Source organism: Marinobacter sp. F4218 (assembly GCF_019443085.1).
Lineage (GTDB): Bacteria > Pseudomonadota > Gammaproteobacteria > Pseudomonadales > Oleiphilaceae > Marinobacter > Marinobacter albus.
Genome location: NZ_JAHZIL010000002.1, coordinates 459,946 through 473,586, shown reverse-complemented (window position 1 = coordinate 473,586; position 13,641 = coordinate 459,946). Strand labels below are relative to the sequence as shown.

The window sequence follows — 13,641 nt, the reverse complement described above, 5'->3', positions numbered from 1 at the left end:
TCTAGCTGCGCCAGAACGCGGGAGACAGCACGATGATGACGCTGAGGATTTCAAGGCGGCCCATCAGCATACCGACCGAGAGCACCCACTTTGCGCCATCAGGCAAAGGACCAAAGTTACCGGAGGGACCAATAATTTCTCCCAGACCGGGACCGACATTGGTCAATGCAGTGAGGGCGCCGGACAGCGACGTAACGAAATCCAGCTGCATCGCAGCGAGGGTAATGGTGATGAGCAGAAGGCAGAGCAGGAAGATGAAAGTGTAGGCGATCATCGACGAAATGATTTCGTCGCTCACGGCCCTGCCATTATAGTTCCTCGTCAATACAGCGCGGGGATGCAGCAGGCGCATCAACTGCTCACGCAATATGATCAGCGATAACTGGAACCGGAAGATCTTCATTCCGCCGGCAGTCGAGCCGGAGCAGCCACCAACAAACATCAGGAAGAAGAACAGTACGAACGCCAACGGTCCCCAGGCGGAATAATCTTCCGAGGCATAACCGGTCGTTGTCACCACCGACGTTACGTTGAACAGCGTGGCAGTGTAATTATGAAGCGGATCAAACGGCACCGGCGACACGAGCCAACGGTAGAGCGTTAGCAGGGCCGGGACCAGGAACAGGATGGCCAGGAACAGACGCACCTGCTGATCCCGGAACAGTACCCCATGCTGGCCGTGCATTTCACGCACAAACAGAAAGAACGGCAGGCTACCAATGATCATGAACAGGGTCGCTTCCATCAGGATCAGATCGCTGAACTTGCCCATAGACATGTCGGAGGTGGAGAACCCACCGGTCGCAATGCTTGTCAGGCCATGGTTAAAGGCATCGAACAGGGTCATCCCTGAAACCCAGTAGGTGAAAACGGCCACGATGGAAAACGCAACATAGACCAACAGCAGCCCCCGGCTGAGCGTTTTCATCCTTGGCAGGGCCTTATCCGTCCATTCCGACGATTCCGTTGCGAACAACCGCATTCCTCCGACGCGGAGAAATGGCAGAACCGCGACGAACATACCAATAATCCCGATCCCGCCTATCCACTGGAGAATGGAGCGCCAGAGGAGTAGGTCGCGGTCCATCGTATCCAGACCGCTCATCACCGTAGCGCCGGTGGTGGTTATCCCTGAGGTGCCCTCAAAGAACGCATCGGCCGCAGAAATTCCGTTGTCACTCAGGTAAAAGGGCAGGGAGGAGAAGAGGGCGATGATAAACCAGCTGGACACGGTCAGAACGAACATGAATCGCGGTTTGAGGTCCCGCGACTGCCGGTAAGTGGCCAATATCCCGAGAACGCCAAGACCACAGACAATGGCGGCCGATTCCGCGAACGCCATGGCATTGGGCGTTTCGGAACCAGCCAGAAAAATGACCGGTAACGTCATGAAAATGCTGAGCAGCACAAACATGACGCTAACAATGAACACAACGGGATAAAGGTTTCTCAAAGAATGCTCAAGCCAGCTGAAACAAGAGACGGCGTCAGAATACCTGTGGGTGCCGGCTTCCGCAAGGAAATGGCGACGGCGAGCACCGAATTAACCCCGAATTAAATCACTGTAAATAAGAGGTAAATGAGGATCCAGGGTCTGGAAATGTCCGTGTTGTTGGTGCAACTTGGAAAATGAAAAACGGAACGTTCGCTAAGGAGAAGGATTAATGAAAAACTCAAGTTCCCTCGCAGTTGTCTTTGCCGCCGGACTGGTTACAGCGGGCGCGGCCAATGCCCAGGATATGTATAAATCGGGCGTTGGCGGGCTCTACACCGGACTGAACTACACCTTCGCGAATCTGGATATCGGGTCTTCGGACGCCGATGTAGGGACGCTCTCCGCCAAGGCCGGTGTTATGGCCACTCCGTTTCTGGGCTTTGAGGCTCGCGGCGGTTTCGGTGTGGACGATGACCGCATTGGTGCTGTCGATGTCTCTCTCGATAACTTCTTCGGGGGCTACGCGACTTTCAACCTTGCCAACGAGTCTCCGATTACGCCTTATGCAATTCTGGGCTTCACCCGCGTCGAACTTGAGGCGAAAGGGCCCTTCACCACCGCAACTGAAGACGAAAGTGACGTTTCCTACGGTGTAGGCGTGAACATGAAGTTCGCATCCAACCTCTCTGGCAACCTCGAATACATGCGTTATTATGATGACGACGATGTCACTGTAGATGGTCTGGGGGTGGGCGTTCAGCTCAACTTCTGAGACCCCGACAACCAGGAGCCTGATTGAATCATCTAGCCCACGTTTTTCTGGCCCCGGATTCTCCGGAAGCGCGTGTGGGCAGCATCCTGGGCGATTTCGCCCGGGGTGTTGATCTGGCGAAGCTTCCAGAGCTGGTGCAGGCGGGTGTCCGCCACCACCGCGCCGTTGACGGTTTCACCGATCAACATCCGGAAGTCCTTGCCAGTAAGGCATGCTTCTCACGGGAGCGGCGCCGATTTGCCGGCGTTGCCCTGGATATCCTCTACGATCACTATCTGTTAAGACACTGGCAACGTTTCAGTCACGCGGATCGTGATACCTTCGTTCACAACATTTACGGCGAACTCCGAAACTATGAGCACCTGATGCCTCCGTCAATGGTCAAGGTGACAAGAAGGATGGTCGGCCACGACTGGTTTGGTGCCTACGAAGACTTTGAAAGCATTGGCTATGCCCTGGACCGAGTTGCCGGCCGTATTCGTTTTCCGAACCAATTTTCCGGCATTATTGACGAGATTCGAGCAAATGACGTTGAGCTGGAAACGCGTTTTTTAAGCTTTTTTCCGGATTTACAGACCTTTGCGGGAGATATTTAATGAGAAGACTGGCTTCACTGGCATTGGCAGCAACCCTTTCGTTCCCTGCGACCAGTGTGATTGCTAAAAATGCAGAATCGTCCAATACATCGGTTCCCGAAACCCTGGGTTTTGTGGAGTGGGTCGTTATGAACGACACCAATCTGCGCTTGAAAGCCAGGCTCGATACCGGCGCAAAGACGTCATCACTCCATGCCGTTAATGTCGAAGGCTTCAAGAAGGATAACGAAGAGTGGGTGAAGTTTCAGTTACCCCTTGGAGATCATGAAGATCAGCCGAGTGAGGGTGACGTTGAGCATGAGGATGTCGTTCTTGAATTCGAGCGGCCGGTCCATCGTACGGTTCTGATAAAGCGCAAAGGTGCCCCCTCGCAACGTCGCTACGTGGTGAATATGGAGTTCTGTATCGCCGGAACCATTCATGAAACCCAGTTCTCGCTGACTGATCGTGGGAACTTCTCTTACCCGGTGCTCCTTGGCCGACGTTTCATGCGGGACGACAATATTCTGATTGATTCAGCTGACAGCTTTATAGCGCAGCAGGACTGCGAATACAGCACCCTCGAGGAAATTGCAAAACAGGCGGACTAAAAAGATACCGGCGGGAGCGTGAGCCTGCGACGCTCCCCGCCGCCTCGCCTTTGCCCGAACTCCCGTTGATCCAGCAAATCCAGAATTCGGTCCAATTCCTGGCCAACCAGGGCGGCATTGCGGATCATTGCCAGCTTTGGCCAGGTATTTCGCTTGCCCGCCAGAATCAGGTTCGCGATTTCCTGGTCATTTCGATACCCGAAAAGCACGTTTCGCCAGCTGAAGTCCTTTTTCTCAAGAATAATGTTTACGTCGCCGGTATAACTCTGGTTGAGCACGCTGTGGGCAATCAGAACGGCGGGACTGATAAAGGACACACCGAAACGGCTCAGGTACACCTCCAGCTCCTTGAGTAGATCGGCAGCTGTCCCCGTGATCATAGCTCCGGCGACACTCCGCAACCCTCGGCGGGGACGAAGTTTGGGATCCTCAACAAACGGAACCGCCAGGGGATTGATCATGCTGACTATGTAGTGATTGACGCCGAAAAGCCGAGACAGCCGTTTCGCAGGCAGGTCTTCGGCAACGGAGCCATCAACCCACTTTCGGGATGGTAGATAGGGCTTCGGTTTTCCATCGGCGCCCTTGGCGTAAAGCGTAACGGGAGGCACGACGCCGGGAACACTGCCGGATGCATCCATGGCAGAGCGGATATAGACGTTGGGAGAGGTAATCGCGTTCATCAGCCTGGAGTTCTGGTGCTTCTCCGCCGGTGCGATCGAGATATTGATGTACCGCCCGGTGTGCTCGTACGCTTCCTGGAAGGTCATCGAATTGTTGATGCTATCCATCGCACGTTCCTTCACGGAAAGTGGCGACACCCCGGGCTCCATTCCGGCCAATACTCTGACCGGATTCAGGTGTTCCGGCATATCGTAGCGGTAACGTTCAAAAAAACCGGCCTTCAGTTCTTTGTTGGTATACATGGACAGTAGGGCCGATACCCAGGCCCCGGCGCTTGCCCCGGAGACCACATTCGGTAACAGATCCTGTTCGATTAGGGTTTGAACCACACCGTGGTGGAAATATATCAGCCCACCTCCGCCGCTGAGCATAAGGGCAGAGCGTCCATAGCAGTGACTGGCCCGGCGGAAAAAATCCACCTTATCCTGAAGAGAAATGTGGGACGAAGACGAATCTGCGACGGTCTTCAGAGCTTCGACAATGGCATTCACGTAATTATCGATCAGCCGTTTGGTTCCGGTGAGCGCCTTGTCGTACAGGATAGGGCGGCCCATTCCACTCATATTGCCGTGGATGCCTTCGTTCAGAAGGTAGAGGAGCTCCTCGTGATTCTGTTCGGCCAGCAGGGTACGCAGTAGCTCATACCTGGCCCGGATGTCGCGGTAATCGTAATATTCAGAGGCATCACTTTGACGCCAGTTTTCAGCGCCAGACAGGTTATCGAGGGCAATAGCAGCTTCATGCCATTGCTGATAACTCGTGGCCGATTGCATGCGCTGTCGCAGTTCCTGCCGGCTGAATCCTTTCGGCTTTATCAGGGACATCATTGGCGAGTACCGTTGTCCATTGCGCGGTCTTTTTTTAGTATGTACCTCAATGCGACATCGTGCCAGTCTTCGCCGGACGGCTGAGTGCGCGGCCAAGGCTCGCAAAATAGTCGCTGAATGCGGCAGCGACCCGATCTCGTTCCGCCCCGGAAGGATACAGCCCTAGCCGCGCCTCCTCGGAATTCCGGGTTCCTCTGACTAGAAAGCCATCCCGGGGAGCCCTGTCCTCAATGAATGCTTCAAAAGCGCGGGCGGCCATTTCTTCCGGGCGTGCCCAATAGAGCGAGTTCCGATGTGTATCGGCAGTCCTTGAGGCGTTGAATAGACCGCTGGGCCCCGTGCCATCGGCATTCAGCAAGATTGCCTCAAAGCATCGAAACAGCAGCGAGGTGAGGGCATGGGGCTTGAAGCGCTGGCTGTCGAGCCACAGGGAACTGGCAAATGCCTGGCGACCGGACTGCAGGAATACTTTGGAGGCGATGTAGTGATCGAAGGCATGGAACCACTCGTGAGCCAGGCTCCCCGCGCCTGCATTCTTGGCGAGTGCGAGTTGCCGGGTGGCCGGAATATAGTGGGCGCAAACGCCGAGCTGGCCCCCAATTCCATATTGCAGGCCCAGAGAGCTTTTCAGGGAAATAACCTGTTCAGGCACACCAAGCGTGGCCTTCAGAGTATCCAGCGCACCATGGAAGCGTTGCGCCGCCCGATCACGCTCGGACTCTGTCACCCATCGACCAATTTCGATGCTGCGGAAATCGTACCGCCTCCGGATATCGACAAAGGAAATGCTCACGGAACTCCAAAAATAACAGCTGTATATAGATACAGCATTATAGGCGGGGCCGGTACCGCTAACAACCCATCCGGCCTCGCCGATGATCGGAGACCGCTCAGCGGATCACATCCCTTCGTCCCGCAGGCCGAGGATCCAGTCAACCAGATCGTTGGCCTCCTGGTCGCTGACTTCTGGCCGAGGACCGGGTGGGGGCATAACGGCTGATCCCCAGTGATCCTCTCCTCCGGTCTTAACAACTTCTACCAGCATCTCTCGGTCGTCTTCCGTGTACTTCTGGGCAACGCTTTGGAAGGAGGGCGCTCGTGGCACCTCCTCGCTGGTGAGATGGCAGCCGAGGCACTTCTTTTCCTCGGCCATTTTCATCATGCCGTGGGAGTCTGCGAAAGCAACAGACGCTCCCATGCTGAGACAGGTAGTAAGTGTTAGCGCAATAGCTTTGTTGTTCATACCGCCCCCTTTATTGCTCATCTTGAATCCGAATATTGAGATGACTGCAATAGGCCCGGGACCAATTAACTACCTCAGACTTTAACTTAGTCCAAGAACAACAGGCGCTCCACTTCCAGCCATCACTTCTCCGGCTCGGTTCGAATGTGAATGTCTCGTTGCGGGAAGGGGATCTCGATACCGGCCTCTTTCAGAGCCCGGGTAATCGCCGAGTGCAGCTCGTGGGACAGCGGCATAAAGTCCAGCACATCCCGGACGAAAACCCGGACCTCAAAGTCGATCCGACTTTCGCCCAGTTCAACGCAGAACACGGCTGGCGCGGGCTCTTCAACTACCCGCTCGTTTTTGACGGCAACTTTATGTAGCAGGTCTTGCACCTTATCGACGTCTGAACCGTAGGCGACACCAACCCGGACAATCACCCGGGTAATGGGATCGGACAGGGTCCAGTTGGTCAGATCCTGAGTGACGAAAGTCTTATTGGGAATAATCTGCTCTTTGCGATCCCAGTCCACCAGCGTTGTCGCCCGAATCCGGATTCGGGATACCGTGCCAGTAATACCGCCAATGGTAACCGTGTCGCCGACACGGATTGGCCGTTCAAACAGAAGAATAATGCCGGAGACAAAATTGGCCACGATTTCCTGGAGACCGAAGCCCAGCCCCACACCAAGTGCAGCCACCAACCACTGAAGCTTCGACCACTGGAACCCGAGTCCCGCCAGAGCGGCGACAATACCAATAAAGACAATGATATACGTGGCCAGTGTGGTAATCGCATAACCGACTCCCGGTTCGAGATTGAGTCGACTGAGAAACACGACTTCCAGGGTTCCCGGAAGGTTTCGGGCCGCGAGCACGGTGCCTGCGCCAATAGCCAACGCGACCATCAGGTCTCCCAGATTGATCGGGACAGGGTCTTGTCCCTCAATGCCCGTGTTGATGGTCCAAAGAGTGATGTCGTCAAATATCCCCAGCGCTGGAAAAACATTGTCCCAGAGCATCCAAAGACCGACAGCTGCCAGAATCAGCGAGATAATCTTTAACAGGGTTTCGCTTTGCTGGCTGATTTCATTGATATCCCGCCGTGGCGAATCGAAACTCATGGGAACGCCCTCGCCAGACGATTCCGCCGCTTCCCGGGTTTCGGCCAGTTTCCGCTCGGCCTCCCGGGTTTCCAGAACGCGCTTGAGCGCCATCCGGCGCTCTCGCACCGCCAGGCTTCGCAATCCGAGGTAATGCAGTAGGATCACGAAGGCCACCCAGCACAGGCTGATGAACATGAGACCTTCAAACCGCACCGCGGTGTAGTGATAGCCCCACAGTGAGATAAAGGCCAGAGCCAGCGGCATGGCCACAGCTATCCAATGCAGGACACGGAGAATCTGGCTGGTGGATTGATCCTTTCGCACCGCAGTCATAAATTGCTGGGCAAAGTAGGCGAGAGCAAACGATGCAAGCATGAAAAGAAAGCGCCCGAGGCTGTCGCTGTAAACTGCACCTTTCTTGGTCGCCATCGTGGGCATGATGATAATGATGGGAATCAACACGGCTAGCAAGATGGGGATCTGCTTCCGAATCATCCGGAGCGTATTCGGATTCCATTGAAAGTGGCGTTCGCCAAGGCCCTTGGTGTAGGCCACGGTGTATACGCTTCTTAATAGCAGAGTGACGAAGGCGGCGTTGGACAAGCCTTTGGAGAGGGCATGGAGAAAACTGTTCCCACTCTCCAGTAAAAGGTGTCCAAGTGTGAGGAGGAATACTCCCGGCAATGCTAGCAGAAAGCTGTAAACCAGCGCAGAGAAGGTGAAGTTCCAGCGATCCTGGCGGACATTCCCCACGTTATAGCCCGTATCGATGAGAGCTTTTCGAAGCCGGCGCCGACGCACGGCCATCACCACCACGACCACCGAAAGCAGTACCAGGAGTGGCCAGTGCTCATCGACGGAGGCCTGAACGGCATCCTTCAGGGCAGGCAATTTAAAACTGGAAACGAACCAGACCACGCCTCGGTATATCTGCCCAACCATCTCCAGATTGACCTTGTTGGTGCTGGGCAGCCAGAACAGTCGTTGCTGAAGCAAAGTCTGGTAAGACTCCAGCCGATCCTGGAGCTGAACCACGATATTGTAATACTCGTTCAGAACTTCAATGTGCTTGGTGACGGACCCATGTAGCTGGCGAAGAAGCTGTACCCGTTTCACCTCCAGCCTGCCACGGGCATCATCGTCTGGCTCGATCACTGCCTCAAACTCTTCAAGCCGCAGTTGTTCCTCGCGGGCGGCTGACAACTGGGCGCTGATACCTTTCGTTAAACCGGCGGCGATGGTCTGGTTACGTAACCGCTCCAGACGCTGGCGCAACAAATTTGCGTAGTCATCGGTGAGGTTTAATCCCGCCCTTTCCAAGCGCAGTTCAAAACTTTCATATTCATTATCAAGTCGGGTGCGGAGCGACTCTGCGTAGGCGAGCCGCTGTTCACTAATACTCAGGGCATGTTGACGACTATCGAGCGCTTCGCGAAGCTTTTGGATCTGCTGCTGGATATCGGCGTTCTGCGGCGCAGGTAGCGAACTTACCAGCGGCTCCTCCGGCGCTTCAATCTCTGGTTTGACCGGTGTTGGTTCGGGCTCGGGTTCTTCTTCCGACTCTTCTTCCTGCGCTTTCTTTTCGTCTTCCTCAGCGGGGGGAAACCTCTCGGTTTCCGTCTGAACGGGCGGCAGCAGATCATCCAGTGCTGCCATCGCGTTCTCAGCCTGACTCATCCCAACAAGAAAGATCAGGGTGAAAGCCAAGGCGTAGACGCGACGTGTGGTCATGATTCTGAAGTTATCCGAAGTGATTTTCCGTAAGTTTAGCTAGAAACCCGCGTGGTAGGGGGGAGCGCCAATGGAATCTGACAGGATGGTAATTGGGGGATCTTTGATGAACTCCCAATCTGGTGCTAAAAAATAGCTTATAAGATGTTCCAGGGAGCCTGGGAACATGTAAAGAATTCTTGTCCTGCGCGCCCCTTAGATGGTGCCGACTGCGAATTGACGCGCTCGGCGTCCTAACAGAGGGCGGGAATCATGAAATCCTACCGTATTTTTCTTACCTTGTTGGTCATGTTGCCACTGGCGGTTCAATCTGCGCCAAGATTGGAATCACGTCTTACACCTTACCTTTGGTTTGCCGGCGTCGAAGGCAATGTTTCCTCGAGACCGGGCGCGCCAACCGTTCCCATCGACATTTCCGCGAGCGATGCTCTCGAAGATAACGAAGCCAGTTACATGGTGTTGTTTGAAACCAAATACCTAAGGCATGGCGTGCTCTTAGACCTGCTCTACACAGACACACGTTCAAGCGAGGACCTGATTACTGCGGTTGGTTTGAATGTGAAATCAATTTCCAAGAATAAGATCTATTCGGCGGCGTATCTTTACGAACTTTTTCAGCGGGACAGGGCGGTCATCGACGTTTACGGCGGCGTCCGTTACTGGAAAGTGGATACTGAGCTACGCTTCAGGGGCGGACTGGGAATCCTGGCCGGTGAAAGAATCCGCTCAGCAGAGAGCTGGTACGATCCTCTCCTTGGAATCAAAGGGCGCTCGCCCCTTGGTGGGTCGAACTTCTATGCTTCAGGCGGCTTGGCTGTCGGGGGATTTGGTGTCAGTTCTGAACATTTCTACGATGTATCCATCAATGCCGGTTATCAATGGACTCAGGGCTTTGGCACCTCAATCGGATACCGGGTATATGACCTCGACTATGAAGACGGTTCGTTTTTGTATGATGTCGAGCAAAAAGGATGGTTGCTTGGTCTGAGCTGGGCTTTTTAAAGGGCTCTTAGGCGAGCGCCCACACAGGGCTTGCTGTCTGAGCGCCCCCAAAGACGTCACGGAGATGGTTCAAGCCGTCGGCGCGTACCGACACTGATCGCTGGCCAACACCGCAATATCTGCCGGCTGTTGATGCCTTTTGCTCGAATCCTCGTGGCCGCCGGTGCTCCAGAAAGGCGTGTTTGCTTCCTCAATCAGATCAGAGCCGGGTATCCCGATATCCCGCACGAGCGAGTCCAATTCCTGCCGGCTCATCTGGTGCAACTGATTCCGCAATGCCTTCCTGGTGGCGTAGTTTTGCAGGTAAGTTCTGAAACGTTTGAAGAGCAATGATTGAGCGTTCATGACGCACCTCCTGTGTTTCCTATAGCTTATTCCTGTGGTGCTCAAAAATAAGACACAGAGCGGCAGTGGAGGGACGGAACAGATCGAGAATTCTGCTGTGCTGTACTGCTGATGGTTTTAAGCTTCTGTACCGGTCGTGGGCGATCACGGGAATTCGGTAGGGCCTTTCATGACAATCGCTGGTAAACACGACGTAATCTTTGACAGGTTTTGGGCCTGTGACTAAATTTTATAGGTCTTCATTTGAATAGGGATATTCAAAATGTCGGACTACAGGGATTTTGCACAAAGATTCAAGATCGCATGTAATAACCAGCCCCGGGTTCCAGCTAATGCCAAAGGGCAGGAAACCTGGTTATCGACACGTCTTGGCATCAGCCACGAGGCTGTCAGGCGATGGTTTTGTGGCGAGAGCATGCCACGCCGGAGGCTAATGGCAGACCTGGCGTCTCTGCTTCAGGTAGACGAAAGATGGTTAGCCTCGGGTTATTCCGCCGATAGGTTGGATCGGGAAAACAACAAAAGAGCCTAGGGCATCCCACATCTAAACGAACACAGCGCCGTTTCCTTGCGCTGGAATCGTCGACATTCTCAAAGAACACAATACCGTCAGAGCCGACAGATGAGGTCCAACAGGGGCTTTTCCATGCCGGGTATTGGGACAGACTCTCATTGGCATTGTGTGTTGAATATAGCATTTAACATAATATACATTATGCGCAGTAAGGTATGCTTCTGCTTTCCATAAAACATGAAGGATTCGTGTAGATTTCAGTTGAGACTGAGACTCGGTCTCACGGAGTTTGAAATTTGGAGTCCGATTTTTTTCAGTCACCTATATAGGTTTTGATTTTCAGGAACTGGTGATTTTTCAAAACATGATGAGACTCTTTCTTTCTCTCACACCCTCACGCAGGCAGCCGGGGTTGATACAGACGTCGGGGCACGCGCTCATAGTTGGCACTCTGCCCGTTCTCGATGTATGTTAGTGCCATGACTATACAAGAAGGATTGCGTCATGGTCGGCCCAAAAGTTATCTAAGTTTCTGGTTTTCGGACCTTTCCAGGTTCGGTGTCAAAGGGTCAACAACAACTCCCTACCGTGACAGGATGTACCAGAGCGCTTCCATCCTCAGTTATCAGGTTGTACCAGCCCGGACGACAAGTAGGAAATCTCCAGACCACTCCCCTCTCTCAGTTGAATCGTGAGCCCACCCAGGTAATCTGGCCATTCCTTGAGCGAAAGCGGCGTCCGCTGCAACCGACTCGCAAGGGTAGCAACAATGGTGTCATGCGTTACCCAAACATGAACACCATCATCTGATTCTGTCAGCATCGCCTCAATTGAATGCTGTACCTGAGCAACCGCCTCATCCAGGTCTCTAAACCCTGGCCATACGGAATTGCCACTCAAAAGATGTTCGTTGACGGCTTCAGCGCCCTTCTCAACCCAGTTCGTCCATGCCAGTTCTGCATCATCAATAATGAATCCCGGATCCCCAAGCAGGTTGGAACGCCCGATGGATGTGAGTGGAACCTCGTGATGCTCTGCAATTAGCTCAGCTGTTTGTAAGCAACGCAGAATGGGGCTGCTTTCAATGGATAGAATTTTTCGCGGAAGCGACTTGGCCAAACGCATTGTTTCGTGAATACCATTCGATGTCAGGGAGAGTTCGTTGCCGACAGTTCCATCTTGAATGGCAGGTCTTTCGGCGTGCCTGATAATAAGAAGAGTTTTCAAGGCTTGGGCCTACAGCGCAGGACGGATACCAGGCTTGCTCCGTTAATGGTCTCAACAACATCGAATCCCGCGTTATGAAGAAGATCAGAGTAGTGATCCTGCGATCTTTCCTGACCTCCAGTAACTGCCAAGAGGTGTAAGTCGCATAACCCCCCACCAAATCCCAACTTTGGTAGAAACATTTCGAGGACAAGTAACTCCCCTCCGGGTCTCAGTGCTGCCTTGGCGTGTTGGAGAATCAATGCCACCTGCTCATCGTTCCAATCATGGAGCACTCTCGCCAAGAGCAGTTTATCGGCGCAGATTGGCCAGGGCTCGAACAGGTCAAACGGCAGGTAATAGACTCGATCATACATTTGCTGCTGAGTGATCTCGGCTTTGTCTCCGCAATAGACATCCGTTTCAGGGAAACGCCTCTTTACCAGCGAGCTGAGGGTGCCTGTGCCTCCAGCAGCGTCGAACACGACGTCGCCAGCATTGATGTTCAGCAACGGAACCACTGAGGCGTAATCGTGCAGTGCATAGCTGGCCAGCATTTCATGATGTGCTTTGACGCGTTCCTCGTCGTGGCTTACCTCGTCAAAAATATCCTGGTCTACATTAGCCCCTTTCAAGATCGCTGGCAGCCTCTCCCAGCGCCTCAGCAAATCCCCACCGTATTCCTCAGGTGCTGAAACAAGGGTTTTCGGATGGTCGGAGCGTAAATACTGACCTTTCTCCGTCAGCACGTAATTATCCCGCTCCATTTGAATTACACCCAACTCTCCCAATGCGCGAAGAAACCGAACTAATCTTTCAGGAGCCATACCGGTAGATTTGGATAGCTGTTGCTGATTCACCGGAAGTTGGTCAAACAGCCCTGACTCCGAAGCGGTCTTCAGAGCCATCGTTCGCCAATAACCAACCATATCCGCAGACAGCTCGGCAAAATGGTCGATCGTCGGCCTGCGGAGGGTGCGCAAAGTTACGCCTTTCTCATTGATGACCTTCAACGCGCCGTCGCCGGTCTCAACTCTTGAACAGCCGTTATAGAACGGTTCCACATTCGCATATCTTGCGGGATATAACGGCTTGCCCGCCTTAGAGATGTGATGCCAGCCTTCGTTACTCCGAGCCCTGGCGTAGCCTTTATGAAAGACGTCCAGATCAAGGAACCACTGTCCATGGATCAATTTCCCTGCAAAATCGATGTGGGAGCTGAGGCCATCCCGACCTTGAACAACGGCTACCCCCTCACGAAAATCTCCGGAATAAGACCATTTTGATGAGTAGAGAGGCTTTCCTGAGAGATCGATATGATAGTAATAGCCTTCGAAATCACAGACCACGCAGGCATCATTCTGGAAATTACCGACAAACGCATATCGGCTCTCGTAGAGCGGATTTCCATCTGAATCGATGTGAAACCAAAGCCCATCTGATACAACCGCAGCGAAGCCGTAATAAAAGCCAAATGTCTCATCATATCTGTCGTTGTAGGCATCGGATCCGTCAGGACGAATGTGCCACGCAGCATTATTCAACCTGACCGGAGCAAGCCCTGGCGCGTGAAAAGGAAGTACCTGTTCAAACCGCTGCTGGTACATT

At 53.6% G+C, this 13,641-nt stretch carries 12 protein-coding genes; 4 read left to right on the top strand and 8 right to left on the bottom strand.

Annotated features, from left to right (window positions below; genetic code table 11):
• Position 1: 1 nt before the first annotated feature.
• The gene (locus K0B93_RS02580) at positions 2 to 1,414 is read right to left on the bottom strand and encodes a TrkH family potassium uptake protein (protein WP_219865946.1); all 1,413 of its coding nucleotides are present in this window, start codon (positions 1,412 to 1,414) and stop codon (positions 2 to 4) included.
• A gap of 250 nt (positions 1,415 to 1,664) precedes the next feature.
• On the opposite strand from K0B93_RS02580, the gene K0B93_RS02575 reads away from it, so the two are divergent.
• Genes K0B93_RS02575 through K0B93_RS02565 form a run of 3 tightly spaced genes read left to right on the top strand, consistent with a single transcriptional unit; the run spans position 1,665 to position 3,393 of the window.
• On the top strand, positions 1,665 to 2,207 hold the full coding sequence (locus K0B93_RS02575) for an outer membrane beta-barrel protein (protein ID WP_219865684.1): 543 nt from the start codon (positions 1,665 to 1,667) through the stop codon (positions 2,205 to 2,207).
• 23 nt (positions 2,208 to 2,230) lie between these two features.
• Entirely contained in the window at positions 2,231 to 2,803 is a 573-nt protein-coding gene (locus K0B93_RS02570) for an ACP phosphodiesterase (RefSeq protein ID WP_219865683.1), read from the top strand.
• Complete coding sequence (locus tag K0B93_RS02565) at positions 2,803 to 3,393, top strand: ATP-dependent zinc protease (RefSeq protein ID WP_219865682.1); 591 nt, start codon at positions 2,803 to 2,805, stop codon at positions 3,391 to 3,393. The genes K0B93_RS02570 and K0B93_RS02565 overlap by 1 nt, the downstream gene beginning before the upstream one ends.
• Here K0B93_RS02565 and K0B93_RS02560 read toward each other — a convergent pair.
• From K0B93_RS02560 to K0B93_RS02545, 4 genes are all read right to left on the bottom strand, one after another.
• Positions 3,390 to 4,904, bottom strand: a complete 1,515-nt coding sequence (locus tag K0B93_RS02560; RefSeq protein WP_219865681.1) for a DUF3336 domain-containing protein — start codon at positions 4,902 to 4,904, stop codon at positions 3,390 to 3,392. The two genes, K0B93_RS02565 and K0B93_RS02560, sit on opposite strands and share 4 nt — an antisense overlap.
• Positions 4,905 to 4,950: 46 nt before the next feature.
• Positions 4,951 to 5,697 (bottom strand): CLCA_X family protein, encoded by a 747-nt coding sequence (locus K0B93_RS02555; RefSeq protein WP_324123942.1) that lies wholly within the window; start codon positions 5,695 to 5,697, stop codon positions 4,951 to 4,953.
• Positions 5,698 to 5,802: 105 nt separating this feature from the next.
• Positions 5,803 to 6,147, bottom strand: coding sequence for a c-type cytochrome (locus K0B93_RS02550; protein ID WP_219865680.1), 345 nt, complete (start codon positions 6,145 to 6,147; stop codon positions 5,803 to 5,805).
• Between the two features lie 122 nt (positions 6,148 to 6,269).
• The gene (locus K0B93_RS02545; RefSeq protein ID WP_219865679.1) at positions 6,270 to 8,966 is read right to left on the bottom strand and encodes a mechanosensitive ion channel domain-containing protein; all 2,697 of its coding nucleotides are present in this window, start codon (positions 8,964 to 8,966) and stop codon (positions 6,270 to 6,272) included.
• A gap of 252 nt (positions 8,967 to 9,218) precedes the next feature.
• Between K0B93_RS02545 and K0B93_RS02540 the strand changes: the two genes are divergently transcribed.
• Positions 9,219 to 9,968, top strand: coding sequence for a hypothetical protein (locus K0B93_RS02540; protein ID WP_219865678.1), 750 nt, complete (start codon positions 9,219 to 9,221; stop codon positions 9,966 to 9,968).
• Between the two features lie 69 nt (positions 9,969 to 10,037).
• On the opposite strand, the gene K0B93_RS02535 is transcribed toward K0B93_RS02540, so the two are convergent.
• The 3 genes from K0B93_RS02535 to K0B93_RS02525 form a co-directional block, all read right to left on the bottom strand.
• On the bottom strand, positions 10,038 to 10,313 hold the full coding sequence (locus tag K0B93_RS02535) for a DUF1127 domain-containing protein (protein ID WP_219865677.1): 276 nt from the start codon (positions 10,311 to 10,313) through the stop codon (positions 10,038 to 10,040).
• Between the two features lie 1,132 nt (positions 10,314 to 11,445).
• Positions 11,446 to 12,054 carry a histidine phosphatase family protein gene (locus tag K0B93_RS02530; RefSeq protein WP_219865676.1) on the bottom strand — a complete coding sequence of 203 codons (609 nt, stop codon included), beginning with the start codon at positions 12,052 to 12,054 and terminating at the stop codon, positions 11,446 to 11,448.
• Positions 12,051 to 13,640 carry a methyltransferase gene (locus K0B93_RS02525; RefSeq protein ID WP_219865675.1) on the bottom strand — a complete coding sequence of 530 codons (1,590 nt, stop codon included), beginning with the start codon at positions 13,638 to 13,640 and terminating at the stop codon, positions 12,051 to 12,053. The genes K0B93_RS02530 and K0B93_RS02525 overlap by 4 nt, the downstream gene beginning before the upstream one ends.
• Position 13,641: the final 1 nt, after the last annotated feature.

What these genes read in the sequence shown, in the direction of transcription:
- K0B93_RS02580 (WP_219865946.1), bottom strand. Translation starts at nt 1,414, where the DNA reads ATGTTTGTGCTGCTCAGCATTTTCATGACGTTACCGGTCATTTTTCTG.
- K0B93_RS02575 (WP_219865684.1), top strand. Translation starts at nt 1,665, where the DNA reads ATGAAAAACTCAAGTTCCCTCGCAGTTGTCTTTGCCGCCGGACTGGTT.
- K0B93_RS02565 (WP_219865682.1), top strand. Translation starts at nt 2,803, where the DNA reads ATGAGAAGACTGGCTTCACTGGCATTGGCAGCAACCCTTTCGTTCCCT.
- K0B93_RS02560 (WP_219865681.1), bottom strand. Translation starts at nt 4,904, where the DNA reads ATGATGTCCCTGATAAAGCCGAAAGGATTCAGCCGGCAGGAACTGCGA.
- K0B93_RS02550 (WP_219865680.1), bottom strand. Translation starts at nt 6,147, where the DNA reads ATGAACAACAAAGCTATTGCGCTAACACTTACTACCTGTCTCAGCATG.
- K0B93_RS02545 (WP_219865679.1), bottom strand. Translation starts at nt 8,966, where the DNA reads ATGACCACACGTCGCGTCTACGCCTTGGCTTTCACCCTGATCTTTCTT.
- K0B93_RS02540 (WP_219865678.1), top strand. Translation starts at nt 9,219, where the DNA reads ATGAAATCCTACCGTATTTTTCTTACCTTGTTGGTCATGTTGCCACTG.
- K0B93_RS02535 (WP_219865677.1), bottom strand. Translation starts at nt 10,313, where the DNA reads ATGAACGCTCAATCATTGCTCTTCAAACGTTTCAGAACTTACCTGCAA.
- K0B93_RS02525 (WP_219865675.1), bottom strand. Translation starts at nt 13,640, where the DNA reads ATGTACCAGCAGCGGTTTGAACAGGTACTTCCTTTTCACGCGCCAGGG.